This is a genomic window from Stenotrophomonas oahuensis (genome assembly GCF_031834595.1).
Taxonomy (GTDB): Bacteria; Pseudomonadota; Gammaproteobacteria; order Xanthomonadales; family Xanthomonadaceae; genus Stenotrophomonas; species Stenotrophomonas oahuensis.
On the sequence record NZ_CP115541.1, the window covers coordinates 4,529,201 to 4,555,009 of the forward strand.

The following is a 25,809-nucleotide window of genomic DNA, read 5'->3' on the forward strand; positions in this document are numbered from 1 at the left end:
AGGAACCTGCCCATGATCCGCACGGTCGCTGTTGCTTCCCTGTTGTTGCTGCCCCTTGTTGCGATGGCCGATGAACCGCAGTGCCAGTACAGCGAGCCCCGAGATCTGAAACTGGACGTGGCCGGGGCCAAGGCCGTGGTGTTCCAGGTCAGTCAGCATGACCTGGTGCTGCAGGCCGGTCCCGGGCCGCATGCCCTGACGGGCCGTGCCTGCGCCTCGCGGCAGGACCTGCTGAAGGACCTTGTGGTCACCCAGAGCAAGGAGGGCGGCAAGCTGATCGTGAAGCTGGAGCGGGCCAACCAGGGCGTGGGCTCGATTCTGAGCGGCAATCAGTACGCCTACCTGGATCTGCACGGCACCATTCCGGACAACGTGCTGATCCAGATGAACGTAGGCTCGGGCGACGCCAGCGTTACCGGCGCACATTCGCTGAGTGCGGACGTGGGCTCGGGCGATGTGGATCTGCGCGCCATCAAGGGACCTGTGACGGCAGCGATTGGTTCGGGTGACGTGGATCTGGACGGGGCCGGCTCGCTGAATCTGCTGCGGATCGGCTCCGGCGACTTCACCGCACGCAACATCGGCGGCGCGGCCAAGGTCGGCACTGTCGGCTCCGGCGATGTGAAGCTGCACGACGTGGCCGGCAATGTGGACATCGGCACGGTCGGTTCGGGTGACATCGACCTGCAGCGGGTGAAGGGCAGCGTCACCCTGGCCGGCATCGGTTCGGGCGATTTCGAGGCGCGCCAGGTGGGCGGCAGCGTCAAAGTGGAACGCCACGGTTCGGGCGATGTGACGGTGCGCGATGTCGGCGGTGGTCTCACCGTGGGCAGCAGTGGCAGCGGCGACATCAATCACAGCAATGTGCGTGGCAGCGTGCAGTTGCAGCGCGGTAAATAAAGGATCACCGACATGAATACCCGACTTCTGCTGCCTTCGCTCCTGCTCTGCCTGCCGCTGGCCGCCTGCGGCAATGGCGACGTCAACAACTCCGCCGACAAGGCGGCGGCCGAAACCGAATCGATCGGCGCGAAAGTGCAGGCGGCGACCGACAAGGCGCGCACGGAACTGGCCAAGGGCAACATCAACATTTCCGATGAGCACAACAACAAGGCCGAGATCACCCCGCAGGGCGATCTGCTGATCAACGGCCAGGCGGTGACCATCGACGCACAGCAGCGAGCGCTGTTGCTGGACTACCGCAAGCAGGTGGAAAAACTGGCCGGTGCGGGCATGGACATCGGCGTGGCCGGGGCCCAGCTGGGCGTGAAGGCCGCCGGCGAGGCGCTGCGCGGGGTGTTCTCGGGCAACACCGAGGGCATCGAGGCCAAGGTGAACGCGGAGGCGGACAAGATCAAGGAACAGGCCCAGACCCTGTGCAAGCTGCTGCCGGAGATGATGGCCAAGCAGCAGGCACTGGCGGCGGTGCTGCCGGACTTCAAGCCGTACGCCACGATGGACCAGAGCGACATCGACGACTGCCACGCCTGATCGGCCGCTGCGACGATCGGTCGCAGGGGCGGCATCGCCACGGGGGGAGGACTAGAATGGTCCTCCCCCTTTTTGTTGCCGCACTGCCATGAAGAAGCTCTGCCTGCTGCTGTTTGCCCTGTTCTGCGTGGTCGCCACCGGCTGCGACCAGGAATACCGCAATCACCGCGCCGAGCGCAGCAAGCCGAAGATCACGGTCAGCGACGGCATGGTCACGGTACGCCGCGCGCCGGCCCCGAACCTCATCGTGCTGCCGAACGGGCACATGAAGGTGGACGAGATCGAGATTCCGCTGGACGAAAGCCAGCAGGCCCTGCTACAGAACATGTTCGGCCAGCTGCAGGTGCTGCGCCAGAACACCCTGGTGGACGCCCCGCACGACCCGGACATGCGCGCAGTGAAGATCCAGGTTCCGCCAGGCATGCAGCCCATCCCCGCCGACCTGACCACCCGAATCCCCGAGTTCAAGGGCTACACCGAAACCTTCGACAACCTGATGGCGGATCGCCGCTGACGCCTACCGCGTTGCAATTGCACGATTTCCGTAGAGCCGGGCTTGCCCGGCTGCTGTTGGATTCAGGCGAACAGCCGGTGTTCACGGCATCCCTGGGTTGGCGGATCGGGATGGGCGTTCCGGGGGACGCTGCAAGTACGTCCATGTAAGCTCAGTCGCCGCATCCATGCGGCTCATGCCCCCTCCAGCCCACCCCGAACCGCCACGACAGTGCGTCGGTGGCCACGGAAGATCAAAACCAACGCATCACTTGTCCGTGCGCTGGACCTGCTTTGGTGGGATCGGTCGACAGACGATCGCCGTGAAATACCCCACGTCCGGTAACGCATGACCCCAAATCGACATCGTCGTTGATGTTGCCGTGGCATCCCCATGGCCACCGGCCAACTGTCTGGGGCGTGCCGGGGTGGGTTTGCGGGACCGTCAAAAACATGGATGTTTTTGACGAGCCTACAGGGATGTATTCACGGCGTGTCCCGCAAACCCACCCCGGTACGCCCAAACACGGGAACCGATGATCATCGGCTGTTCGCCAAAAACCAACAGCAGCCGGGCAAGCCCGGCTCTACGGGCCGCGTGCAACCGCAAGGCAGCCGCACGCATCCATCGCAATCGCGGGCTTTACGCGATCAACCACCACCGCCCGAACCACCGCCGGCGTGGATGCCGCCGGCGGTCAGTGCGGCCGGATCGAGCAGGCGGCGCAGTTCGGCTTCGCTCAAGCCGCTGTCTTCCTTGGCCACGTCCAGCACCGGGCGCTGTTCCTTGTAGGCGCGCTTGGCGATTGCGGCGGCCTTTTCGTAACCGATGATCGGGTTCAGCGCGGTCACCAGGATCGGGTTGCGGCCCAGTGCCTCGCGCACGCGGTCCTCGCGCACCTTCAGGCCGGCAATTGCGGTGTCCGCCAGCAGGCGCGAGATGTTGGACAGCAGACCGATGCCGTCCAGCAGATTCGCCGCCACCAGTGGCAGGGTCACGTTCAACTGGAAATTGCCGGTCTGCCCCGCCACCGTGATCGCGGTGTGGTGGCCGATCACCTGCGCGCACACCATTACCGTAGCTTCCGGAATCACCGGATTGACCTTGCCCGGCATGATCGAGCTGCCCGGCTGCAGCGCCGGCAGTTCAATCTCACCCAGGCCCGCCAGCGGACCGGCATTCATCCAGCGCAGGTCGTTGGCGATCTTGATCAGTGCCACCGCCAGCGCATTGAGCTGGCCCGAAAGCTCCACCGCGTCGTCCTGCGCGGCCAGACCTTCAAACTTGTTCTCCGCGCTGTCAAAGCGCACGCCGGTCTGCTGCTTCAACCGCTTGGCCACGCGCTCTCCGAAACGCGGGTCTGCATTGATCCCGGTGCCGATCGCGGTGCCGCCCAGCGGCAGGCGACGCAGACGCTTGAGCGCGTCTTCCAGCCGCTCCTGCGCCGAGGCCAGCTGCGCCGACCACGCCCCGAATTCCTGCTCGAAGGTCAGTGGCATCGCATCCATCAGATGAGTGCGCCCGGTCTTGACCACCTTGCGCAGGCTGCGCCCCTTCTTGTCGATGGTCTTGCGCAGGTGCACCAGCGCCGGCAGCAGTTCCTCGTGCACGCCCAGCAGGGCCGAGACGCGCAGCGCGGTGGGGATCACATCGTTGGAGCTCTGGCCCTGGTTGACGTGGTCGTTGGGGTGCACCGCGGTCTTTCCGGCCTTGCCGGCGCGGTTGGCCAAGGTCGCTATGACCTCGTTGGCGTTCATGTTCGACGAGGTGCCCGAGCCGGTCTGGTACACGTCAATCGGGAAATGCGCGTCGTGGTCGCCAGCGGCGACTTCGGCCGCGGCCACTTCGATCGCTTTGGCGATGTTCTTCGGCAGGTGGCCCAGCTCGGCGTTGACCGCCGCCGCAGTGCCCTTCACCAGGCCCAGGGCGCGGATGAAGCCGCGCGGCATGCGCTGGCCGGACACCGGGAAGTTCTCGACCGCACGCTGGGTCTGCGCGCCCCACAAGGCGTCTGCAGGTACCTGCAGTTCACCCATGCTGTCGTGCTCGACCCGGAACGCCTGCAGGGGGCGCTTTGTTGCTGCTTTGCTCATTTCGTTGACTCCGCACTACTTCTTGTTGGGGAAAGGAAGCGGCGGCTGGCGAAGGAGCGCTTCCTGGCTGGCGGCAGCGGTCACGATACCCCGCATTGCGGGGTTTGGGTATGCGACGCCCGGGTAGCGCCGGCCGTTGGCCGGCCCAGGCGGTGCGTCAGGTAGAATATTGCCCCCGCCGCCCCTCGCCTGCGCCCGCCATGTCCGAATTTGCCCTGCTTGCCCTGTCCCCGCTCGATGGCCGCTATGCCGGCAAGGTCGACGCGCTGCGTCCGATCTTCTCCGAATATGGCCTGATCAAGGCCCGCGTGAAGGTGGAAGTGGAATGGCTGCTGGCCCTGGCCAACGAACCGGGCATCGTGGAGCTGGCTCCATTCGCGCCGGCCGCGGCCGCGCGCCTTCGCGCCCTGGCCGACGGCTTCTCGCCAGCCCACGCGGCACGGGTGAAGGAGATCGAGCGCACCACCAATCACGACGTGAAGGCGGTGGAATACTTCATCAAGGAACAGCTGAAGGACGACGCCGAGCTGGCCCCGGCGCTGGAATTCGTGCATTTCGCCTGCACCAGTGAAGACATCAACAACCTCAGCTACGGGCTGATGCTGGAACAGGCCCGCCGCGAAGTGCTGCTGCCGAGCCTGGACGGCATCGCCGCCAACCTGCGCGCCCTCGCCCATGCCCAGGCCGACCAGCCGATGCTGTCGCGCACCCACGGCCAGACCGCCTCGCCGACCACGCTGGGCAAGGAAGTGGCCAACGTGGTGGCGCGCCTGGAGCGCCAGCGCCGCCAGATCGCGGCGGTGGAATTCACCGGCAAGATCAACGGTGCGGTGGGCAACTACAACGCCCACGTGATCGCCTACCCGGACGTGAACTGGCCGGCCTTCGCGCAGCGCTTCGTGGAAAGCCTGGGCCTGGTGTTCAACCCGTACACGACCCAGATCGAGCCGCACGACAACATCGCCGAGATCGGCGACGCGGCGCGCCGCGCCAACATCATCCTGATCGACCTGGCCCGCGACATCTGGGGCTACATCTCGCTGGGCTACTTCAAGCAGAAGCTGAAGGAAGGCGAAGTGGGCTCCTCGACCATGCCGCACAAGGTCAATCCGATCGATTTCGAGAACGCGGAAGGCAACTTCGGCATCGCCAACGCGCTGTTCGAGCACTTCAGCGCCAAGCTGCCGATCAGCCGCTGGCAGCGCGACCTGACCGACTCGACCGTGCTGCGCGCGGTAGGCACGGCCTTCGGCCACAGCCAGGTGGCCCTGGACTCGCTGGCCAAGGGCCTGGGCAAGCTGACGGTGAACCCGGAGCGCCTGGACGCCGACCTGGACGCTTCCTGGGAAGTCCTGGCCGAAGCCGTGCAGACGGTGATGCGCCGCTACGGCCTGCCCAACCCCTACGAACAGCTCAAGGCCCTGACCCGCGGCCAGGGCATCACCGCCGAGTCGATGAAGGCCTTCGTGGAATCCCTCGACCTGCCGGAAAGCGCCAAGCAGGAACTGCGCACCCTGACCCCGGGCGGCTACATCGGCCTCGCTTCGGATCTGGCCAAGGCTGTCTGATCCTTTTAGTTCATCGCGAAAAGCACTGCAGGGCATCGGGTTTCCGGTGCCCTGTTTTTTTGCGCGAACAGCCTTGGGCTGACGGTCTACGTGTTTGGGGCCGGGGGATGGGGGGTACGGGACACGCCGTGAACCCATCCATGGGGGCTCGTCAAAAACATCCATGTTTTTGACGGTCCCGTACCCCCCATCCCCCGGCCCCTCGACAGTGAATCGGCGGCCACAGGAGATCAAAAACAGCTGCCAGAGACCTCTGCTCTTCCGTCCGCCTGCGTGGAACCATCGGGGGTAGGACGGGGTGGCCCCCATCGGGACTGTTGAAAACATGGATGTTTTCGACAAGCCCCCATGGATGGGTTCACGGCGTGTCCCGATGGGGGCTGCCCCGTCCTAGCCCAGCCGATAGCAACGCAAGCGCCGGCTGTACGCGACATCTCACCGCAGGTGCAGTGAACCCAGAAGCAGCGGACAATAGGGGGGTACCCTGCAAGGATTTCCCCCATGGCTGTGCGCAAGACCAAAACTCCTGTTATTGAAGTCCAGGCCCGGCCTGGGCTGCCGCTAGGCATGCCTGCCGCCACCTTCCTGCGCGACTACTGGCAGAAGCGGCCGTTGCTGATCCGCCAGGCGTTTTCTGACTTTGAAACGCCCGTGCAGCCTGAAGACCTGGCGGGCCTGGCCTGCGAGGAGACCGCGCCGGCCCGGGTGATTAGCCATGATCGTGCCACCGACGGCTGGACCGTGCGTACCGGCCCCTTCCAGGAAGAAGATTTCCCCGGCATGCCCGACCACGACTGGACCTTGCTGGTGCAGGACGTCGACAAGTGGGACCCCGATGTGCGCGCCCTCATCCAGCACTTCGACTTCCTGCCGCGCTGGCGCATGGACGATGTGATGATCAGCTTTGCCGCCACCGGCGGCTCCGTCGGGGCCCATGTCGACCAGTACGACGTGTTCCTGCTGCAGGCTTACGGCCACCGACGTTGGCAGATCGATGCCAGCGAGTCCATCAACGGCAAGCGTCCGCCGCTGGACTTCCGCGATGACGTCGACATCAAGCTGCTCAAGCGCTTCAAGGTTACCCACGACTGGGTCCTCGCCCCCGGCGACATGCTGTACCTGCCGCCCAACGTGCCCCACAACGGTGTGGCCGAAGACCCCTGCCTGACCTTCTCGTTCGGCATGCGCGCCCCCGCCGCCGCCGAACTCATCAGCGACTACCTCGACACCCTGATCATGGATGCCAGTGAGGACATCCGGTATCACGACCCCGATCTCAAGGTGCCGGAAGATCCCAACGAGATCGACACCGTCGCCATGAACCGGGTCGTGGCCGCGCTCAATGCCATCCGCATGAACGACCCCGACCGCCTCGGCGACTGGTTCGGCCGCTTCATCACCACCTACCGCGCCGCCGGCGAAGTCACCGCCAATGGCGAACCGCTGCCGCCTGAAGAGATCGAGTCGGCCCTGGCCGGCGGCTTCGTGCTCGGCCGCCACCCCTGGGCCCGACTGGCCTGGCGTCGCGCCAGCCGCGGGGCCAGCCTGTACTGCAGCGGGCTGGAGTTCGCCCTGTCGGTGAAGGACGCCCAGGCCCTGGCCGCGTTGGAACAGCTGGATGCCGGCACTTACGGCAAGCTCTCCGCCAAGGGCCGCGTGGCGGTGCAGGACCTGGTCGCCGGCGGCTACTACCAGCTGATCGATCCCAGCGCCTTCGACGAAGAAGACGACATCGAGGAAGGCTACGAGATCGTCGACGCCACCGAGACCGTCGAGGTGCTGGAAGACGCTGACCTGGAAGCCGACGTCCACGAGGTCACCATCCACGAGGACGGCGTGGAAGTCATCGTCGAGTTCGACGACAGCGACGACAGCGACGACAGCGACGACGCCTACGAGCCGCAGCGCTGACATGGAAACCGCCGGCGAACCACTGCTGCCGGAGCTTGCCCGCCTGTTCGCCGGGGCGGGCAGCATCGACACGGCCGACCAGGCCGTGGCGATCACGACAGCGTTGGTGCAGCGGGCCCGCCGCCAGCTGTGGATCCACAGCCGCGTGCTCGACCCCGGCCTGCTGGATGCCCCGCCGGTGCTGGAGGCGCTGCGCCGCTTCGCGACCGCCCGTCACGACAAGCAGGTCTGCCTGATCGTCCATGACGCCAGCGCCATCGCCAGTGCCGGGTCTCCCCTGCTGGGGCTGATCCAGCGGCTGCCCACCGTGTTCCGGGTGCGCCAGGTCACCGACCCGCTCGACCGGGCAGTGGCCTCGGCCTGTCTGCTCAATGATGTGGGCGACTACTACTTTCGTCTGAGCGGGCATCGCCTCGACGGCGAAGCCGGCCTCGCGCTGCCGGCACGTTCGCGACCGTTGCAGGACGGTTTGCAGCGCGTATGGGAACGTTCGCGTGATTGCAGCGAGCTGCGCGCACTCGGCCTGTAGTCCCGAAGACCGGGCCGAACCTGTCTGGGAATGACACCGCAAGCCCCGGAAAGTCCCGTTTGCTGCCCCTTCCTGTCCTGATGGGGGTACAATTTGGTGGTTAGATACCGCCCGCGCAGGGCTATTCACATTTGTCCTGCCGGATCATCGAAGACTTACCCCCACAAGCGAATCCGACCCTCCATCGTGGACAATCTACTGAAGCAGTTTGCGCAGTCATCGCAGCTCGCCGGCGGCAACGCCTCCTATGTCGAGGATCTGTACGAGCAGTACCTCGTTTCTCCGGACAGTGTCGATCCCAAATGGAAGACCTACTTCGACGGCTTCAAGGGCCGCGAAGCAGGTGACATTCCGCACTCGGCCGTCATCGCCCACATTGCCGACGCCGCCAAGGACGCCCTCAAGGCCGGTACCGGCGCTGGCGCAGGCGACGAACGCGAGCGCAATGTCGGTCGCCTGATCACGGCCTACCGCTCGCGCGGCCACCTGGACGCCAAGCTCGACCCGCTGGGTCTGGCCCAGGCCGTGAACTCGCCCGATCTGGGCCTGCCCTTCCACAGCCTGTCCGAAGGCGACCTCAACGCCGAGTTCAGCACCGGCGGTGTCGGTGGCCAGCCGCGCATGAAGCTGCGCGACCTGCTGGCGCGCCTGAAGGCGACCTACACCGGCTCGATCGGTGCGGAGTTCATGCACATCTCCGAGGTCGAGCAGCGCCAGTGGATCTACCAGCGCCTCGAACTGGCCGGCGGCAACTACAACCTCGATGCGGACACCAAGCGCCGCACCCTGGAACGCCTGACCGCCGCCGAAGGCCTGGAACGCTACCTGCACACCAAGTACGTCGGCCAGAAGCGCTTCTCGCTGGAAGGCGGCGACGCGCTGATTCCGATGATGGACACCATCATCCGTGACGCCGGCAAGGACGGGGTCAAGGACGTGGTGATCGGCATGGCCCACCGCGGCCGCCTGAACGTGCTGGTCAACACCCTGGGCAAGAACCCGCGCAAGCTGTTCGACGAATTCGAAGGCAAGTTCGAGCACGACGAGCACGCCTCGGCCGGTGACGTGAAGTACCACATGGGCTTCTCGGCCGACGTCGCCACCGATGGCGGCCCGGTCCACCTGGCGCTGGCGTTCAACCCGTCGCACCTGGAAATCGCTGACCCGGTGGTTGCCGGCTCGGTGCGTTCGCGCCAGGAGCGTCGCAAGGACACCGCGCGCAAGCAGGTCATGCCGATCCTCATCCACGGCGACGCGGCCTTCTCCGGCCAGGGCGTGGTCATGGAACTGTTCCAGATGTCGCAGGCCCGCGGCTTCGCCGTTGGCGGCACCGTGCACATCGTGGTCAACAACCAGGTCGGTTTCACCACCTCCAACCCGGAAGACACCCGCTCCACCCGTTACGCGACCGACGTGGCCAAGATGATTGCCGCACCGGTGCTGCACGTGAACGGCGACGATCCGGAAGCGGTGGTGTTCGCGGCCAAGCTGGCATTCGATTTCCGCCAGAAGTTCGCCAAGGACGTGGTCCTCGACCTGATGTGCTACCGCCGTTGGGGTCACAACGAAGCCGACGAACCGGCGATCACCCAGCCGTTGATGTACCAGGTCATCCGCAAGCACCAGACCACCCGCGAGCTGTACGCCGCGCAGCTGGAACAGGCCGGCGTGATCGCCGCCGGTGCCGGCAAGGCCATGGTCGATGCCTACCGCGAGAAGCTGGATGCCGGTGAAGTCACCACCGAGCTTGCCAAGGTCGAAAAGACCCCGCCGACCAGCCCGCTGTTCGTTGATTGGCCGAAACTGCTGGAAGGCAAGCTGTCCGACCCGGTCTCGACCAAGGTCGAGATGGGCAAGCTCAAGCAGCTGGCCGAAATGATCAACACCGTGCCGGCCGAAGTGGAGCTGCACTCGCGCGTGGCCAAGGTGTACGACGACCGTCGCAAGATGGCCGCCGGCGAGATCCCGGGCGACTGGGGCTTCGCGGAAAACCTGGCTTACGCCACCCTGCTCGACGAAGGCCACGCCATGCGCCTGGTCGGCCAGGACGTGGGCCGCGGCACCTTCACCCACCGCCACGCGATCCTGCACGACCAGAAGACCGACAACTACTACCTGCCGCTGCGGCAGCTGGTGGATTCGCCGGAAAAGGTCGCGGTGATCGACTCGCTGCTCAGCGAAGAAGCGGTGATGGCCTATGAGTACGGCTTCTCCACCACCGATCCCAACACCCTGTGCATCTGGGAAGGCCAGTTCGGTGACTTCGCCAACGGCGCGCAGGTGGTCATCGACCAGTTCATCGCCGCCGGTGAAGCCAAGTGGGGCCGTATCTCCGGCCTGACCCTGCTGCTGCCGCACGGCTATGAAGGCCAAGGCCCGGAACACAGCTCGGCGCGCCTGGAGCGCTTCCTGCAGCTGTGCGCACTGGAAAACATGCTGGTGGTGGTGCCCTCCACCCCGGCGCAGGCCTTCCACATGCTGCGTCGCCAGCTGCACCTGACCACCCGCAAGCCGCTGGTGGTGATGTCGCCCAAGTCGCTGCTGCGCCACAAGCTGGCCGTGTCGACCCTGGACGAACTGGCCAACGGCGAGTTCCAGCACCTGATCGGCGATGCCAACGCGGACGCCAAGAAGGTCAAGCGCGTGGTGCTGTGCTCGGGCAAGGTCTACTACGACCTGCTTGAAGACCAGACCAAGCGCGGCCAGGACGACGTTGCCATCATCCGCGTGGAACAGCTGTATCCGTTCCCGCGCGCGCTGCTGGCCGCCGAGCTGAAGAAGTACGGCAAGGCCACCGACGTGGTGTGGACGCAGGAAGAACCGCAGAACCAGGGTGCGTGGTACCAAATCCGCCACCACCTGCAGTTCTGCCTGGCCGACGGCCAGAACCTGCACTACGCCGGTCGCGCGCGTTCGGCTTCGCCGGCCGCCGGTCACATGGCTGACCACATCATCGAGCAGCAGAAGCTGGTCGCCGATGCCCTGGTCAACCCGTTCAACGACGTTGTCGCTGAATAACCCCCACTCATTTCTAGAAAAGACAAATCAGGAAGCTCCCGCATGGCCACCGAAGTCAAAGCCCCGGTACTGCCCGAATCCGTCGCCGACGGCACCATCGCCACCTGGCACAAGAAAGTCGGCGATGCCGTCAAGCGCGATGAAAACCTGCTGGATCTGGAAACCGACAAGGTCGTTCTGGAAGTGCCGTCGCCGGTTGATGGCGTGCTGAAGGAAATCAAGTTCGAAGTGGGTGCCACCGTGACCTCCAGCCAGGTCGTGGCGATCATCGAAGAAGGCGCGGTTGCTGCTGCGCCGGCTCCGGCCGCGGAAGCCCCGAAGGCCGCGGCTCCGGCCGCTGCCGCACCGGCTGCTGCCGCTGCTCCGGCTCCGGCCGCCAAGTCGGCTGCCGATGCCCTGCCCCCGGGTGCCCGCTTCAGCGCCATCACCGAAGGCGTGAACCCGGCCGACGTCGACGGCACCGGCCGTCGCGGCGCAGTCACCAAGGAAGACATCGTCAACTTCGCCCGTAACGGCGGTGCCGGCAAGGCCGGTGGCGCACGTCCGGAAGAACGCGTGCCGATGACCCGCATCCGCAAGCGCATCGCCGAACGCCTGATGGAGTCGAAGAACTCCACCGCCATGCTGACCACCTTCAACGAAGTCGACCTGAGCAAGGTGTCGGCCGCGCGCAAGGAACTGCAGGACGAGTTCGTCAAGGCCCACGGCATCAAGCTGGGCTTCATGAGCTTCTTCGTGAAGGCCGCCGCCAATGCGCTGCAGCGCTTCCCGCTGGTGAATGCCTCGATCGATGGTGACGACATCATCTATCACGGCTACGCCGACGTCTCGATCGCCGTGTCGACCGAAAAGGGTCTGGTGACCCCGGTCCTGCGCAACGTCGAGCGCATGTCGTTCGCCGACATCGAAAAGACCATTGCCGAGTACGCCAAGAAGGCCCGTGACGGCAAGCTGGGCCTGGACGAACTGCAGGGCGGCACCTTCACCGTGACCAACGGCGGCACCTTCGGTTCGCTTCTGTCCACCCCGATCATCAACCCGCCGCAGAGCGCCATCCTGGGCATGCACGCCATCAAGGAGCGTCCGATCGCCCAGAACGGCCAGGTCGTGATCGCGCCGATGATGTACCTGGCGCTGTCCTACGACCACCGCATCATCGACGGCAAGGACTCGGTACAGTTCCTGGTGGACATCAAGAACCAGCTGGAAAACCCGGGCCGCATGCTGTTCGGCCTGTAAGACCTTCCCGCCCCTCCGTGTCCGCACGGAGGGGTTCTGGTAAAGCAACAAGGAACTATCAATGGCTGAACAATTCGACGTCGTCGTCATCGGTGCCGGCCCGGCCGGCTATCACGCCGCCATCCGCGCCGCCCAGCTGGGCCTGAAGACCGCCTGCATCGACGCCGCACTGGGCAAGGACGGCAAGCCGGCCCTGGGTGGCACCTGCCTGCGCGTGGGTTGCATTCCGTCCAAGGCGCTGCTGGACTCCTCGCGCCAGTACTGGAACATGGGCCACATCTTTGGCGACCACGGCATCAGCTTCAAGGACGCCAAGATGGACGTCGAGGCGATGGTTGGCCGCAAGGACAAGATCGTCAAGCAGTTCACCGGCGGCATCGCCATGCTGTTCAAGGCCAACAAGGTCGCCGCCTACTACGGCTTCGGCGAGCTGCAGCCGGGCAACGTGGTCAAGGTCACCCAGCATGACGGCGAAGTCGTCGAGCTGAAGGGCACCAACGTGATCATCGCCGCCGGTTCAGACTCGATCGAACTGCCGTTCGCCAAGTTCGACGGCGAGACCATCGTCGACAACGTCGGCGGCCTGGACTTCACCGAAGTGCCGGCCCGCCTGGCCGTCATCGGTGCCGGCGTGATCGGCCTGGAACTGGGTAGCGTGTGGAAGCGCCTCGGCGCGGAAGTCACCATCCTGGAAGCCCTGCCCACCTTCCTGGCCGCAGCCGATGCCGAAGTGAGCAAGGTCGCCGCCAAGGAATTCAAGAAGCAGGGTCTGGACATCCGTCTGGGTGCCAAGGTCTCCAAGGCTGAAGTGACCGGCAAGGGCAAGAAGAAGGAAGTCGCCCTGACCTACACCGACGCCGAAGGCGAAAAGAGCCTGACCGTGGACAAGCTGCTGGTGGCCGTCGGCCGTCGCGCCGCCACCAAGGGTCTGCTGGCCGAAGGCACCGGCGTGAAGGTCAACGAGCGTGGCCAGATCGAAGTGGACGCGCACTGCCACACCGGCGTGAACGGCGTCTGGGCGGTCGGCGACTGCGTGCGCGGCCCGATGCTGGCGCACAAGGGCTTCGAGGAAGGCATCGCGGTAGCTGAGCTGATCGCGGGCCTGCCGGGCCACGTCAACATGGACACCATTCCGTGGGTCATCTACACCGAGCCGGAACTGGCGTGGGTGGGCAAGACCGAAGAGCAGCTGAAGGCCGAAGGCATTCCGTACAAGGCCGGCAGCTTCCCGTTCGCCGCCAACGGCCGTGCCGTCGCCATGATCGAGCCGGCTGGCTTCGTCAAGGTGCTGGCCCACGCTGAAACCGACCGCATCCTCGGTATGCACCTGGTCGGTGCCAACGTCTCCGAGCTGGTGCACGAAGGTGTGCTGACCATGGAGTTCAGCGGCTCGGCCGACGACCTGGCCCGCATCTGCCACGCGCACCCGTCGCTGTCGGAAGTGGTCCACGACGCCGCCATGGCCGTGAGCAAGCGCGCCATCCACAAGGCCAATTGACCGGTCTTGATGTGGTGTAACGAAAAACCCCGCCTCGGCGGGGTTTTTTGTGGGTCATGCGGGTGCCGACCAACGGTCGGCACCTACCGGTAGCGCACGACCGTTGGTCGTGCGGCGCAATCACGCCATCGCGCGTCCGCCACCCAGCATCCGTGCCGGCAGCATGAACATCGCGCGCAGGAACGCGAACAGGGCCGAGAAGGTGATCCCAACCAGCCGGAACGGCAGGCTCAGCAGCCACACTAACGGCCAGGCCAGCAGGGCCAGGATCGCCAGCGGCCAGCACAGCACGAACAGCAGGCACCATACGCCGAGCGCGAACAGGGTCTTCATGACGGGGGCTCCTTGCGCGGCGGCTTGCCGCGTGGGACCAAAGTGCCGCCCCGCCCCCACCGGGGCAAGGGGTTCGCGACGAAACCCCGAATGGGCCGATGAAGGCCCCGTACCGACCAACGGTCGGTACTACCGGTAGCGCACGACCGTTGGTCGTGCGGCCGTTCGTCGTGCGACCGACATCACTCGAACGAACCCACCGAATCGTGCGACAGGTTGTCGAACCGGGTGTACTCGCCGAAGAACTTCAGTTTGCACGAGCCGGTCGGGCCGCCTCGGTGCTTGCCGATGATGATCTCGGCCAAGCCCTTGTCCGGCGAGTTTTCCTTGTTGTAGTAATCGTCGCGATAGATGAACACGATCATGTCCGCGTCCTGCTCGATTGCGCCGGATTCGCGAAGGTCGGCCATCACCGGGCGCTTGTCGGTTCGCGTTTCCAGCGAACGGTTCAACTGCGACAGCGCGATCACCGGCACGTTCAGTTCCTTGGCCAGGCCCTTGAGCGAACGCGAGATCTCCGAGATTTCGGTCGCACGGTTTTCGCTGTTGCCCGGCACGCTCATCAGCTGCAGGTAGTCGATCACGATCAGGCCCAGGTCGTGCTCGCGCTTGAGGCGGCGGCACTTGGAGCGCAGGATCTCCGGTGACACACCCGGGGTGTCGTCGATGAAGATCTTGGTTTCCTTCAGCATGCGGATGGCACCAGTGACCCGGCTCCAGTCCTCGTCTTCCAGCTGGCCGGTACGCAGGCGGGAGGCGTTGATGCGTCCATTGGACGAGATCAGACGCATCGCCAGCTGTGAGGCTGACATTTCCATCGAGAACACCGCCACGCCCTTCTTCGACTTGATCGCCGCGTACTCGGCGATGTTCAGGGCGAACGTGGTCTTGCCCATGGCCGGACGTGCCGCCAGGATGATCAGGTCTGTCGGCTGCAGGCCGGCGGTCATCGCATCGAAGTCGGCGTAGCCGGTCGGCAGGCCGGTGATGTTGCCGCCGTTCTCGAAGCGGTTGCGCAGCTCTTCGAAGGCATCCTTCAGCGCGCCGGGCATGGCCACGAAGTCGGTGCGGCCGCGCGCGCCCTGCTCGGCAATGGCGAACACGGATTTTTCCGCGGCCGAGAGCAGCTCGGAGCTGTCGCGACCTTCCGGCTGGAAGCCGTCGTTGACGATATCGGTACCGACCTGGATCAGCTGCCGCAGCACCGCCTTGTCGCGCACGATTTCCGCATACGCGCCGATATTGGCCGCAGACGGCGTGGTGCTGGCCAGCTCGATCAGGTACGCGCCGTCGCCGACCAGCTCGAGCTTGCCCTGCGATTCAAACCACTCACCCAGGGTCACCGCATCGAACGGGCGATCGCGCTCGGACAGCTCGCGGATCGCGCGGTAGATCATCTGGTGGTCACGGCGGTAGAAGTCGCCGTCGTTGAGCTGCTCATTGACCCGGTCGTAGGTTTCCGGGGCGAGCATCAGGCCACCCAGTACCGCCTGTTCGGCTTCGATCGAATGCGGCGGCACGCGCAGCTGGTCGATCCGCGCATCATCGCGGTCGAAGCGGTCGCCGCGTTCTTTGCGGTCGTTACGGAAGCCGGAGCGGGCGGACATGTAGGACGGGGTTCCTGCGGCGTGGAGCGTGCTACATGGTACCGCCAACCGCCGGGTACAGCCGGGATAACCTTGTGGATAAGCAGTGGGCAATCGGGCGCGGCGGCCGGCACGACCAACGGTCGTGCCCTACCCGGGGTGGGTGAACGACGGTGGCGCACGCAACGAGCGGCATCGCCGCGAGTAACGTCGCATCGCGACGGCCCCGAAGGGGTGCCCGGCATTGACGGGCATACCGTTGGTCGTGCGCCGGGCGGGATCACCCGCCGTGGTGCGTGGCGATCCACGCCAGGAACTTGTCGGTGAACCCCTGCAGGAAGCCACGGGTGCTGTCGTTGCCGATCTCGCCGTCGGCGTCGATCAGGCCTTCCTTGAAATGCAGGAACACCTCCGGCTGGCCCAGCACCGGCATGTCCAGGTAAGCCAGCACGTTGCGCAGGTGCTGCTGGGCCAGTGCGGTGCCGATCACGCCGATGGAGGCACCCACCACCGCGGCCGGCTTGCCGGCGAAGGCGCTGTCGCCGTAGGGGCGCGACGCCAGGTCAATGGCGTTCTTCAGCACGCCCGGGATGGAGCGGTTGTATTCGGGGGTGACGAACAGGACCGCATCGGCGCTGCGGATCTGGCCTTTCAGGCGCACGCCCTCGGCCGGGTAGTGCTTGTCGAAGTCCTGGTTGTACAGCGGCAGGTTGCCGATCTGCACGTAGTCGAAGCTGGCTTTGTTGCCGGCGAGTTTTTCCAGGGCGTGGGCCAGGGCGAGGTTGTGCGAGCCGGTGCGCAGGCTGCCGACGAGGACGGCGATCTTGGGGGTGGCCATGGGGGTGGTCCGTTCTGAGGGAACGGTCAGCGTATGGGCGTGCCGGTGAAGGCCGCGATGACGCGCATGGCGCGTCACTACGGATCGAGCGACCAAGGGTCGTAGTGACACGCCATGCGTGTCAACGCCATGATCCTGCGCCCGTGAACGCGCCATGCGCGCCATCGCGGCACCGGGTCAACCGTGTGCTACGGCCGCCCGCACCTGCCTCCAATGCCCCTGCCAGGCCTGGAACATCAACACGTTCCACAGATGGGTGTGCCACTTGCGCTCGCCCTGCTGGAACTGCTGCCACAAAGGAGCGACCGCATTCACCTGGAAGACGCCCTCGCCCGCCAGCCGCGCCGGGTCCAGCAGGTCATCGGCCCAGCCGCGCAGGTCGCCCTTCAGCCACGCACTCACCGGCGCGCCAAAACCGCGCTTGGGCCGGTGCACCATGTCCTGCGGCACATAGCGGCCCAGCACCCGCTTGAGCAGGTACTTGCTGACCCCATCACGCTGCTTCAGATGCAGCGGCAGCGACCACGCGAACTCGGCCACCCGCCAGTCCAGCAACGGCGCACGCGCCTCCAGGCTGACCGCCATGCTGGTGCGGTCCACCTTGCACAGCAGGTCATCCGGCAGATAGGTGCTGAAGTCAGCCAGCATCATCGCGTCGGCCGGCGAACCGGCACCGTGCAGCGGATCGGCCAGGTCGTAGAAACTGCCCGCCCCCTTCGCTCCGATCACCGCAGCCACCGGGTCGCGCCAGCGCGAAATGCGGTTGCGGTACACATCGCCGATGCCACGTGCGCCGGTTTCGGCCAGCAACGCGGCCAGGCCGCCGGTGCGCGAGGCCTCGCCCTGGGTGTGCGCATGGGCGGCCATCCAGCGCCGCAGCGGGGCCGGTACGCGGCCGAGCAGATTCCAGTTGCGCAGCGCACGCTGATACCGGCTGTAGCCAAAGAACAGTTCGTCGCCACCATCGCCGGACAGCGCCACCGTCACCGAACCGCGGGCCAGCTTCGCCACCAGCGCGGTCGGCACCTGCGAGGCATCGGCGAACGGTTCGTCGAACATCGATGGCAGTTGCGGCACCACCGCCAGCGCATCCGCGCCACTGACATACAGTTCGGTGTGATCGGTGCCCAGATGCCCGGCCAGCGCCTTGGCCAACGGCGCTTCATCGTGGTCCGAGCCCTCGAAACCAATGCTGAAGCTGTGGATGGGCGTGGACGACTGCGCCTGCATCAGCGAGGCCACCACGGACGAGTCGGTGCCGCCGGACAGGAACACGCCCACCGGCACATCGGCCACCATGCGCAGCCCCACCGCGTCGCGCAGCAGGCCGTCGAGCTGGAACTCGGCATCGTCGTCGCTGCCGGCGAACGGCGCAGCCAGCGCGTGCTGCATGCGCTCACGCGCATTCCAGAACGGCAGCTGCTGCTGGTCCGGGCGATGCGCGGCAGCACCGGCCGCCACCGCCGCCGCATCCAGGCGCAGCACGCGCCCGGGCATCAGCTTGAAGCAACGCTCATGGATGCAGTGCGGGGCCGGAATGTAGTCCAGCCGCATCAGCAGGGTCAGTGCATCGCGATCAACGTCGTTGTCGAACTGCGGGTGCTGCCACAGCGCTTTCAGCTCGGAACCGAACACCAGCGTGTCGCCGGCCCAGCCGTAGTACAGCGGCTTCTTGCCGACCCGGTCGCGGGCCAGCCACAGGCACTGATCGGTACGGTCCCACAGCGCGATGGCGAACATGCCGTTGGCCCGCTGCAGGGTTTCGTCCACGCCCCAGGCCACAAACGCGGCCAGCAGCACTTCAGTGTCCGAATGGCCGCGGAAGCTGTGGCCCAGCGCTTCCAATTCTGCGCGCAGCGCGGCGAAGTTGTACACCTCACCGTTGTAGGCAAGCACATACCTCCCGTCGACCGACGCCATCGGCTGATGACCCAGCGGCGACAGGTCCAGGATGCTCAGCCGACGATGCGCCAGGGCGATGCCGGCGCTTGCATCGGCCCAGACCCCGCGATCATCCGGTCCGCGGTGCAGCAGGGCATCGCCCATCTGCCCCGCCCGGTGTTCCAGCGCGGCCTGTTCCGTTCCCGGGGCCGCCAACAGCATGCCTGCCAATCCACACATCAGTCAGTGTTCCTGCGCCAACACCCGCGCGGCGCTTACCAGTGCATTGTCGCTTGGAAGCACGCACATTGCTGCCCCTGCGAGCGGGGTATAGGTATCCGCCCCACTGACCCGCTGCAGCGGCAGGTGCCCCAGGCCGGCCTCGACCAGCGCGGTGATCACCCCCTCACCCACCCCCGCGCTGTGCCGGCCCTCGTCCACCACCAGCACCCGCCGTGCGTCGGCGGCCTGTGCCGCAATGAAACCGGCATTGAGCGGCACCAGCCAGCGCAGGTCCACCACCCGCACCTGCCAGCCGTGTTCCTGTTCGATGCGTGCGGCGGCGCGCAGGCTCATCGGCACGCCGTTGCCATAGGTAAAGATCACCAGGTCGCTGGCTTCAGGCTGATACACCCGGCCCTCGCCCAGCACCAGCGCCTGGTCCGGCGGCGGGTACGGGAACAGCCACTGGCCATCGCCCGGGGCATGCAGGTCCTTGGTCATGTACAACGCAATCGGCTCCAGGAACACCGCGACGCGGCCGTCCACCTGCGCCAGCGCGGCCAGGGTGCGCAGCATCATTGCCGCGTCATCACCGCGCGACGGGCAACCGACCACCAACCCGGGAATGTCGCGCAGCGCGGCAATCGAGTTGTCGTTGTGGAAGTGCCCGCCGAAGCCCTTCTGGTAGCCCAGCCCGGCAATGCGCACCAGCATCGGGTTGCGGTACTGGTTGTTGGAGAAGAACTGCAGCGAACAGGCCTCACCGCGCAGCTGGTCGGCCGCGTTGTGCAGATAGGCCAGGTACTGGATCTCCGGTATCGGCAGCATGCCCAGGTTCGCCAGCCCCTGCGCCATGCCCAGGATCATGGTTTCATCCAGCAGCGTGTTGAACACGCGGCGCGGGCCGAAAGCTTTCAACAGGCCCTTGCTGACCGTGTACACGCCCCCCTTCTGCGCCACGTCCTCACCGAACAGCAGCGCGGCGGGGTACTTGCACAGCAGGTCGTGCAGGGCCTGGTTGATCTGCACGGCGAGGTGACGTGGGGGCTGCAGTTCGGGCAGCGCCGCGGCGCCGCCGAACGCCTGCTCTCGCTCCTCGGGCGGTGCCGGGCGTGTTGCCTCGGCATGTACGGCGCCCGGGCTGTACGGTGCCAACGGCGCGATGATCTCCTCCAGCGTGTCCAGCTTGGGACGCGCGTCAGCCGCTTCGGCGGCGGCGAAGCAGCGCGCGCGGATCGCCTCGTAACGTTCCAGAATGCGGTCGGCGCTGAGCCAGCCTGACTGCAGCGCGATCTGCGCCGAGCGCAGCAGCGGGTCGGTGGCCTCGGCCGCGCACAGTTCCGCCAGCGGTCGCCACTCGATCTCGAAATCGGTCCCGGCATGGCCCATCAACCGCGTGGTGCGCAGATGCAGGAAGGTTGGCCGGCGGGTGTAGCGGCAGTGCTCCAGCGCGCGCTCGACCTGGGCGTGGCCGTCGGCCAGATCCAGGCCATCGGCGTGGAAGTAATCCAGGCCCGGGCGGTGGCGGAAGCTGTCGGCGATCCAACCGGTGGGGGTTTTCACCGAAATGCCGATACCGTTGTCCTCACACACGAACAGAATCGGCGCGGGTAACCGCTGGTAGGCCGCCCAGGCAGCGGTGTTGAACGCCGTCTGCGCGGTGGCGTGGTTGGCCGAGGCGTCGCCGAACGAGCAGATCACCACGCTGTCTTCGGGGATCGGCAGCGCGTGGCCGATGCGGCGTGCGCTTTCGATCGCCAGCGCGGTGCCCAGCGCCTTGGGCAGGTGCGAGGCGATGGTCGAGGTCTGCGGCAGCACCCACAGCGGCTTGCTACCCCAGACCTTGTGCCGGCCGCCGCTGGCGGGATCGTCGCGGCTGGCGGCGAATGACAGCGCCGAATCCATGACCGGATCCATACCCGGCAACTTGCGGAAGCGCTCGGCCATGAACGCGCCGGAGCGGTAGTGCAGGAACGCCGGATCGGTGTGCCGGGCCGCGCGCGCGACCAGCGCATTGCCTTCATGGCCGGACGAGCCGATGGTGTAGAAGACCTTGTTCTGCACCCGCAACACCCGCGCCATCAGGTCCAGGTGGCGGCTGATCAGCTGCGACTCGAACAGGGCGTCGAAACTGGCCGCGTCCAGCGTGCTGCCGGGCAGGATCGGTGCGTGTGGTGCCGGGCGGGGAGTCGGCTGCCCCTGCCAGTGGCGGACGAACTCGATGAAATTGGTGTCGCAGATTTCAGCGCGGTTGAGGCCCTTCATGCGGGCCGGAATCGGATCGGGAACCACGGCAAACATCCATCACCCTCCGTGACGTGTTGCGGACGTAGACGACCTTTCGCCGCATCAGGCCATAGGGGGTTCGGGTTTGCCAAGAGCAGGCGCAACAAAAAAGGCCGGGGGTTTTGGCCCCGGCCTATTCGGTTTCGATCATTGATTTCTGGTTGCCGTGTAGTGCCGGGCCATGCCCGGCAATCCGTCAAACCGTCAGTTCGATACCGCAGCCGTCTGGGTGACCAGCTGGCCATCCACCACCGGCAGGCGGTCGCTGGCCGGCTTGTTGTCCATCTTCACGGTCTTTTCGACGCCGTCATAGCGGTAGGTCACGTTGTAACCGGTGACCGCATCGGTGGTACCCATGGCAATGCGGGTGCCCGGCTTGCTGGCCATGCGCATGGTGCCGGTGGTGCCGTCTTCATTGCGGTAGGTCACGTTGTAACCGGTGACCTTGGTCGATTCCGAGGTGGCGGTTTCGGTGTGGCACTGGCGCTCGGTGCGGTTGACCACGCGACCACCGACGTGGCGCTTGTCGACCTGGTTGCCAATCACGCCACCAGCCACGGCACCGGCTGCGGTGGCGGCCTTCTTGCCGTTGCCGCCGCCGACCTGGTTGCCGAGCAGGCCGCCGATGACGGCACCGGCCACGGTGCCGCCGACATTGCCGTCGCGCTCAGGCAGACGCTCCTGCACCACCACGTCCTGGCAGACCTCATGCGGGGTCTGGGTGGTGGAGGTTTCGCGCACCGGCTCGGTGCCGATCACCGTGGCGTAGGCCTTTTCCTTCTTGGTCAACGGATCGACCTTGACCACGTCGGCATATTCCAGCCCGCGCGGCGCGTCCACCGGCACCGCGTCAGAGGCGGCACCGTCATTGGCCAGCGGCGTGGTGTCCAGGGTCGGTCGGGGCTGCGCGGCGGTCACCGGGTCCGCGGAGTTGCCGCTTTTCATGAAGGCAGCGGTGGCGATGCCACCGACCAGCAGGGCACCTGCAGCGACCAGAGCAGTAGTAGTTGTGCTTTTCATTTCCGACTCCCTGCGGACGATCCGCAACGTTCTTGGTGAGGATTCCAGCATGCAACACCTGAACGGAATCTCCACATGACGCTTACAGCCGCATCGCCCATTCAGGTTCTGTCGTTCTACGGCGCGTGATAGCGTTTACAGCATTACTGGAGGACTCCGCGATGCCCAATCCCCTGCTGCTTCCGATCGTCAACTGGGCGCGTCGGCTGCGCTACCCCACCCTGTTCAAGATCACCGCCGCGCTGTTCGCGCTGACCTTGTTCATTCCGGACCCGGTGCCCTTCGTGGACGAGATCCTGTTCGCGCTGGGCACCTTGCTGCTGGCCAACTGGAAGCGGCGCAGCGACGACCTGCCGCCCACCCTGCCGACGCCGCCGCGCGCGTGATCCTGTTCGACAGCCACTGCCATCTGGATGCGGATGAGTTCGATGCTGACCGCGCCGAGGTGATTGCCCGCGCGCAGGCGGCGGGCGTGCGTGCGCAGGTGCTGCCGGCGGTGACCGCTGCGAGCTGGCCCAAGCTGCGCGACACCTGCGAGCTGGACGACGGCTTGTACCCCGCGTATGGCCTGCATCCGATGTTTCTCGACCAGCACCGTCCGGGGCATCTTGAACAGCTGCGCGAGTGGATCGCCCGCGAACGACCGTGCGCGGTTGGCGAATGCGGGCTTGATTTCTTTGTGGAGGGGCTGGATGCCGAGCAGCAGCAGTTCTACTTCGTCGAACAGTTGAAGATCGCGCGCGACTTCGACCTGCCGGTGATCGTGCATGCGCGGCGCGCGGTGGATGCGGTGATTGCCGCGATCAAGCAGGTGGGTGGGCTGCGGGGCGTGGTGCACAGTTTTCCGGGCAGTCCCGAGCAGGCTGATCAGTTGCACAAGCTGGGCTTTCTGCTCGGCCTGGGTGGACCGATTACCTATGACCGTGCGCAGCGGCTGCGACGACTGGTGGCGCAGATGCCGTTGGAGCAACTGCTGCTGGAAACCGATGCACCGGATCAGCCGGATGCCGGGATTCGTGGGGAACGGAATGAGCCGGCACGGTTGGCGGTCATTCTGGAGACCGTGGCGGAGCTGCGCGGGGAGCCGGCGGAGGTGGTTGCGGCGCAGACCACGGCGAATGCGAAACAGCTGTTTGGGCTGGCTGACCGAATGTAGGGACACGCCATGCGTGTCCGCGCGGTGACGGGTTACGTTGGACACGCATGGCGTGTCCCTACGTCAGGCCCGCTTCTTCAGCAGCATCTCCAGCGCCTTGCCCACCGCCGCAAATGCGAACGCGCCGGTGATATGCGTGGCCGCGCCCAGCCCGGCACCGCAATCCAGCTTCAATGCCGCATCGGCCCCCAGCTGCGGTCGCAGCCCGCACACGCTGCCATCCGCCTGCGGGTACTTCACGTTCTCCAGCGAATAGATCGCCGGAACACCGAAATAGCGCGACGCGTTCTTGGGGAAGTTGAAGTCACTGCGCAACTTCTTGCGGATCAACGCCAGCATGGCGTCGTGTTCGGTGCGCGAGACGTCGCGCACCCGCACCAGGGTCGGATCGGTACGGCCGCCGGCCGCGCCGACGGTCAGGATCGGCAGCTTGCGCCGGCGGCACCAGGCAATGGTTTCCACTTTCACCCGGAAGCTGTCGCAGGCGTCAATGACCAGGTCAAAGCCACGGTCCAGCAGTTCTTCCATGTTGCCCACGGTGAGGAAGGCTGCCACCGGGTCCACGTCGATGTCCGGGTTGATCGCGCGGCAGCGCTCGGCCATCGCTTCGGCCTTGTTGCGACCGTACATGCCGGCCAGCGCCGGCAGCTGCCGGTTGGTGTTGGACACGCAGATGTCGTCGGCGTCGATCAGGGTCAGGTGCCCCACCGCCGTGCGTGCCAGCGCCTCCACCACCCATGAGCCGACCCCGCCCATGCCGACCACCGCCACCCGGCGGCGCGACAGCAGGTCCACGGTGCCTACCCCATACAACCGGTCGATGCCGGCAAAGCGCTCACGCAATACGTCGTTCATGGGCGGCATTTTAGACGTCCGGGTGCCCTGATTCATCTGCCAGCCACGAATCCGCGTCCGGATTGGCGTCCTGTTCACACTCGGCAGGACAGGATCGCCCCATGCGCACCAGACGCATGCAACCACCCGATCTGGCCAGGAGAACCCTCATGAAGATTCAACTCATTGCTGCCGCTGCCGTGGCCACCGTCGCACTGGCCGGCTGTGCCACCTCGCCGGGTTACGGCGGTGGCGGCTACAACAATGGCGGCTACAACAACGGTTATGGCAACAGCGGCGGCTACAACCAGTCGCGCTGCGCTGACTGCGGCATCGTTACCCGCATCAACACCGTGGCCTCCGGCCGCACCGCCCCCGCCGCCACCGGCGCGATCCTGGGCGGCATTGTCGGTGCCGTGGCTGGCCATGAGATCTCCGACCACACCGGCGGCAGCAAGGGCAACCAGAATGTCGCGGCCGCAGCCGGTGCCATCGGCGGTGCGCTGGCCGGCAACCAGATCCAGAAGAACGTCACCAGCGACACCTTCGACATCACCGTGCGCATGGATGACGGCCGCACCGTCGTGGTCAACCAGCGCGACCTGGGCGGTATTCGCGAGAATACCTATGTGCGCGTGGTCAATGGCCGGGTGATTCTGCGCTGAGTTTCAGGTCCCATCGCAGATAACGAAGAAGGCCCGCTTGCGCGGGCCTTCCTTTTGAAACAGGGGAAAAACCGTGTTACAGCGGCTCGACTGCGTCCGCCTGCAGGCCCTTCTGGCCCTGCACAACCGTGAAGGTGACCTTCTGGCCTTCCTTCAGGCTCTTGAAGCCCTGGCTCTGGATCGCGCGGAAATGCACGAACACATCTTCGCCGCTTTCGCGGCTGATGAAACCAAAACCCTTGGCATCGTTGAACCACTTCACGGTACCAGTTTCTTTATCAGCCATCTCACTTACTCCCTGGGGATCTTTGCTTAGTCGTTGGATACGCCTGTTACGGCGGCTGACAGCAAGGGGGGAAGCGAGGTGCGTAGATGCATCTGGACGGATCTAGCATCATCAGGCCACGATCCACGGTGACCTTGCCAAGCTCAGCGCCTGCAACTTAACCCGGGCAAAATCAAAAAGCAACATACCAAATTCGAATAAGTCAACCCTATTTCCAAAACCGTACGGTACAGAATGGACCCTTCATTCATATTTTACTTCCTCGCGGTCGTGCTGGTACTGGTGGGCATCGCCGGGATCATCCTGCCCGCTCTGCCCGGTATTCCCCTGGTATTTGCCGGTCTACTGGCGGCGGCCTGGACCGACGGCTTCCGCCATGTCGGCTGGGTACCGTTGACGGTGCTGGGGCTGCTGACCCTCACTTCGTTCGCGGTGGACATCCTGGCCACGGTGGTCGGGGCCAAGCGGGTGCAGGCCAGCAGCAAGGCGCTGTGGGGAACTTTCATCGGCAGCATCGTCGGGCTGTTCTTCATGCCGATCGGGCTGTTTGCCGGGCCTTTGCTGGGGGCGCTGGCCGGTGAGTACTGGCACACCCGCGAGCTGGGGCGGTCGACCAAGGTGGGGCTGGCGACCTGGATGGGGATCCTGCTGGGGGTGGCGTTGAAGCTGGCGATTGCGATCGCGATGCTGGGGATCTTTGCGTTCTCGTGGTTCTTCTAGGCCGCCTGCCTTGGCAGCAGGGGTCTGAGCCGTAGAGCCGGGCTTGCCCGGCTGCTGTTGGCGGGAAACATCAGGCGAAGGGCAGCCCGGCAAGCCCGGCTCTACGACGACATCGCCACATCTGGTGCAGAATGTGCCGGTT

Annotated in this window: 22 protein-coding genes; 13 read left to right on the forward strand and 9 right to left on the reverse strand. The window is 65.7% G+C overall.

Features of this window, described 5'->3' with window-relative positions; genetic code table 11:
• The first annotated feature begins 12 nt into the window (after positions 1–12).
• From PDM29_RS20220 to PDM29_RS20230, 3 genes are all read left to right on the forward strand, one after another.
• Complete coding sequence (locus PDM29_RS20220) at positions 13–900, forward strand: DUF4097 family beta strand repeat-containing protein (RefSeq protein ID WP_311191810.1); 888 nt, start codon at positions 13–15, stop codon at positions 898–900.
• 12 nt (positions 901–912) lie between these two features.
• Positions 913–1,491, forward strand: coding sequence for a DUF2884 family protein (locus PDM29_RS20225; protein WP_311191811.1), 579 nt, complete (start codon positions 913–915; stop codon positions 1,489–1,491).
• An 88-nt stretch (positions 1,492–1,579) separates the two neighbouring features.
• On the forward strand, positions 1,580–2,005 hold the full coding sequence (locus PDM29_RS20230; protein ID WP_311191812.1) for a hypothetical protein: 426 nt from the start codon (positions 1,580–1,582) through the stop codon (positions 2,003–2,005).
• A 629-nt stretch (positions 2,006–2,634) separates the two neighbouring features.
• Here PDM29_RS20230 and PDM29_RS20235 read toward each other — a convergent pair.
• On the reverse strand, positions 2,635–4,077 hold the full coding sequence (locus PDM29_RS20235) for a class II fumarate hydratase (RefSeq protein WP_311191813.1): 1,443 nt from the start codon (positions 4,075–4,077) through the stop codon (positions 2,635–2,637).
• 200 nt (positions 4,078–4,277) lie between these two features.
• Here PDM29_RS20235 and purB point away from each other — a divergent pair, with 200 nt between their 5' ends.
• The 6 genes from purB (at position 4,278) to lpdA (ending at position 13,840) form a co-directional block, all read left to right on the forward strand.
• Positions 4,278–5,645, forward strand: a complete 1,368-nt coding sequence (gene purB / locus PDM29_RS20240; protein WP_311191814.1) for an adenylosuccinate lyase — start codon at positions 4,278–4,280, stop codon at positions 5,643–5,645.
• A 501-nt stretch (positions 5,646–6,146) separates the two neighbouring features.
• Positions 6,147–7,556, forward strand: a complete 1,410-nt coding sequence (locus tag PDM29_RS20245) for a ribosomal protein uL16 3-hydroxylase (protein WP_311191815.1) — start codon at positions 6,147–6,149, stop codon at positions 7,554–7,556.
• Position 7,557: 1 nt separating this feature from the next.
• Positions 7,558–8,085 (forward strand): DUF7931 domain-containing protein, encoded by a 528-nt coding sequence (locus PDM29_RS20250; protein ID WP_311191816.1) that lies wholly within the window; start codon positions 7,558–7,560, stop codon positions 8,083–8,085.
• A 186-nt stretch (positions 8,086–8,271) separates the two neighbouring features.
• Positions 8,272–11,103: a 2-oxoglutarate dehydrogenase E1 component gene (locus tag PDM29_RS20255; RefSeq protein ID WP_311191817.1), complete on the forward strand. Its 2,832-nt coding sequence runs from the start codon at positions 8,272–8,274 to the stop codon at positions 11,101–11,103.
• 42 nt (positions 11,104–11,145) lie between these two features.
• Entirely contained in the window at positions 11,146–12,342 is a 1,197-nt protein-coding gene (sucB, locus tag PDM29_RS20260; RefSeq protein WP_311191818.1) for a dihydrolipoyllysine-residue succinyltransferase, read from the forward strand.
• A 61-nt stretch (positions 12,343–12,403) separates the two neighbouring features.
• Positions 12,404–13,840, forward strand: a complete 1,437-nt coding sequence (gene lpdA / locus PDM29_RS20265) for a dihydrolipoyl dehydrogenase (protein WP_311191819.1) — start codon at positions 12,404–12,406, stop codon at positions 13,838–13,840.
• 120 nt (positions 13,841–13,960) lie between these two features.
• Here the strand turns inward: lpdA and PDM29_RS20270 are convergent, their stop codons facing one another.
• The 6 genes from PDM29_RS20270 to PDM29_RS20295 all read right to left on the reverse strand — a co-directional run bounded on the left by PDM29_RS20270 (position 13,961) and on the right by PDM29_RS20295 (position 22,006).
• Positions 13,961–14,173, reverse strand: a complete 213-nt coding sequence (locus PDM29_RS20270; protein WP_311191820.1) for a hypothetical protein — start codon at positions 14,171–14,173, stop codon at positions 13,961–13,963.
• Between the two features lie 182 nt (positions 14,174–14,355).
• Positions 14,356–15,780, reverse strand: coding sequence for a replicative DNA helicase (locus PDM29_RS20275; protein ID WP_311191821.1), 1,425 nt, complete (start codon positions 15,778–15,780; stop codon positions 14,356–14,358).
• A gap of 259 nt (positions 15,781–16,039) precedes the next feature.
• Complete coding sequence (locus PDM29_RS20280; protein WP_311191822.1) at positions 16,040–16,597, reverse strand: NADPH-dependent FMN reductase; 558 nt, start codon at positions 16,595–16,597, stop codon at positions 16,040–16,042.
• A 177-nt stretch (positions 16,598–16,774) separates the two neighbouring features.
• Complete coding sequence (asnB, locus tag PDM29_RS20285; protein WP_311191823.1) at positions 16,775–18,718, reverse strand: asparagine synthase (glutamine-hydrolyzing); 1,944 nt, start codon at positions 18,716–18,718, stop codon at positions 16,775–16,777.
• A gap of 3 nt (positions 18,719–18,721) precedes the next feature.
• Entirely contained in the window at positions 18,722–21,001 is a 2,280-nt protein-coding gene (locus PDM29_RS20290) for a thiamine pyrophosphate-dependent enzyme (protein ID WP_311191824.1), read from the reverse strand.
• A 189-nt stretch (positions 21,002–21,190) separates the two neighbouring features.
• Positions 21,191–22,006, reverse strand: coding sequence for a glycine zipper 2TM domain-containing protein (locus tag PDM29_RS20295; RefSeq protein WP_311191825.1), 816 nt, complete (start codon positions 22,004–22,006; stop codon positions 21,191–21,193).
• A 161-nt stretch (positions 22,007–22,167) separates the two neighbouring features.
• On the opposite strand from PDM29_RS20295, the gene PDM29_RS20300 reads away from it, so the two are divergent.
• Together PDM29_RS20300 and PDM29_RS20305 are read left to right on the forward strand one after the other, a co-directional pair.
• Positions 22,168–22,392 (forward strand): DUF6116 family protein, encoded by a 225-nt coding sequence (locus tag PDM29_RS20300; protein ID WP_311191826.1) that lies wholly within the window; start codon positions 22,168–22,170, stop codon positions 22,390–22,392.
• Positions 22,389–23,162, forward strand: coding sequence for a TatD family hydrolase (locus tag PDM29_RS20305; protein ID WP_311191827.1), 774 nt, complete (start codon positions 22,389–22,391; stop codon positions 23,160–23,162). The genes PDM29_RS20300 and PDM29_RS20305 overlap by 4 nt, the downstream gene beginning before the upstream one ends.
• A 63-nt stretch (positions 23,163–23,225) precedes the next feature.
• Here PDM29_RS20305 and PDM29_RS20310 read toward each other — a convergent pair whose 3' ends face one another.
• The gene (locus PDM29_RS20310) at positions 23,226–24,017 is read right to left on the reverse strand and encodes a tRNA threonylcarbamoyladenosine dehydratase (RefSeq protein ID WP_311191828.1); all 792 of its coding nucleotides are present in this window, start codon (positions 24,015–24,017) and stop codon (positions 23,226–23,228) included.
• A 149-nt stretch (positions 24,018–24,166) separates the two neighbouring features.
• Here PDM29_RS20310 and PDM29_RS20315 point away from each other — a divergent pair, with 149 nt between their 5' ends.
• Positions 24,167–24,661, forward strand: a complete 495-nt coding sequence (locus tag PDM29_RS20315) for a glycine zipper 2TM domain-containing protein (RefSeq protein WP_311191829.1) — start codon at positions 24,167–24,169, stop codon at positions 24,659–24,661.
• A gap of 76 nt (positions 24,662–24,737) precedes the next feature.
• On the opposite strand, the gene PDM29_RS20320 is transcribed toward PDM29_RS20315, so the two are convergent.
• Positions 24,738–24,947, reverse strand: coding sequence for a cold-shock protein (locus tag PDM29_RS20320; RefSeq protein ID WP_311191830.1), 210 nt, complete (start codon positions 24,945–24,947; stop codon positions 24,738–24,740).
• A 234-nt stretch (positions 24,948–25,181) separates the two neighbouring features.
• On the opposite strand from PDM29_RS20320, the gene PDM29_RS20325 reads away from it, so the two are divergent.
• Positions 25,182–25,667, forward strand: a complete 486-nt coding sequence (locus tag PDM29_RS20325) for a DUF456 domain-containing protein (protein ID WP_311191831.1) — start codon at positions 25,182–25,184, stop codon at positions 25,665–25,667.
• Positions 25,668–25,809 lie beyond the last annotated feature (142 nt).